1 protein-coding gene is annotated in these 1647 nt (G+C 37.3%); it reads left to right on the top strand.

Features of this window, described 5'->3' with window-relative positions; all coding sequences use genetic code 11:
- A partial coding sequence (locus AC1DND_RS27445) for an amylo-alpha-1,6-glucosidase (RefSeq protein WP_477585970.1) occupies positions 1 to 1647 on the top strand: 1647 nt, incomplete at both ends.

Below are 1647 nucleotides of genomic sequence, written 5' to 3'. Positions count from 1 at the left end.
GTATTGGCTGTTGGTGCATATACATACTATGCTCAAGATAATTTTAATCGTAAAGAATTAAATCAATTCACAGAAAATTGTATTAATTATCTGGATGGTAAATTTGAGAAAGAAAAGCAATTTTTTTGGACGTATGGAGAATGCAAAATTGAGAAAAATGACAAAAAGATAGGTAAAATAAAATTAAAAGCATCCACAGTATGGCAAATTAAGCCTTCCTCGCTTTCTTTAAGTCGTGTGGCAACAAACAATTTTTTCGATTTAGCGGGCAGACGTAGTTTATTGATTGGAAAAGAAAAAGCGGGTATTGACGAAATTTGGACACATCCTGTCATGTCTGCACGTGATTTTAATGTCGGTGTGAAATTAGTAGCGAGCGATACCATTTGTTGGTTGAAAAATATTACCCCCAAATTTGAAGTTCGTCCGGAAGCGGTTATACGTAGCTATGAATTACCTAATGGCATTCAATTAAAAGAAATTATTAGTACCAGCGTAAAAGAACCCGTTGGTATAGTTCATTATCAATGGAGTAATGCCAATGCCATTGAGCGATTGATATACTCAGTCAAAAGCAATTTACGTTTTATGTGGCCTTATAATGAAGAGGCGTTGGGCTCATTGCAATACTCGTGGTCTGGAGAAAACAATGCAATAGTCGTTTCGGATAAAAAAGATGAATTTGTATCGATTATAGGCTCAAATTCTAAAAGCAATTTACTTGTTGATGGTCAGTTTGACGATTTCAAGTATGCTAATGGAAAATGGAGAGGAACCCCAACGGATAAGCTTCAAACAGCCTTTTTAGTGGAAACCGATGCTCAAAATAAATCAGCTTTAGATGTTTGTTTCGCATCAGGGAATGAAGGTGTTTCTAAAGCAATGATGGACTACTCCAAAAATATCAACAATGCTGAAAATGTACTAATTGAAGCAGTAGCTTATTATGAAACTTTATTGACAAATACTGTAAACATAAACACTCCTGATCCGGGCTTTAACGAGGGTTATAAAATGGCGATTTTGGGAGCCTCAAAATTTGAAGTCAAAACTCCAGGTATTGGCAAGTCACTTATGGCTGGTTTTGCAAGTACTGCAAGAGGTTGGGACGGTGCACAAAAAGTAAGCGGAAGACCAGGTTATGCATGGTATTTTGGACGTGACGCAGAATGGTCGAGTTTTGCGGTAAACAATTATGGGAATTTTGAGTTGGTGAAAGAGGTATTGAAAACGTTTATAAAGTTTCAAAATGTTGACGGTAAAATTTATCATGAATTAACGTCAAGTGGTTCTGTTCACTATGACGCATCAGATTCTACTCCTTTGTTTATTGTTTTGTTTGCTCATTATTTACGCTATTCGGGTGATGTCGAATTTGTTAAGTCAAATTGGGGAGCAATACAGAAAGCGATTGATTTTTGTTATTCGACAGATACCGATGGGGATGGTCTAATAGAAATATCGAATGTTGGCCATGGTTGGCTTGAAGGTGGAAAGCTTTATGGAGCGCACACTGAATTCTATTTGTCTGGCATTTGGGCTGCTGCCTTGCGAGATGCTGGATATTTGGCCAAAGGAATAAACAAAGAGGTTCAAGCCCAAGGTTACTTGGCCGATTCAAAAAAAGTAATGAACGCCATTGAGGGG

It is taken from the genome of Pedobacter sp. 01N416, from assembly GCF_056399685.1.
Note: the sequence above shows the minus strand (reverse complement) of the source record. Positions and strands in the feature narration are given on the sequence as shown.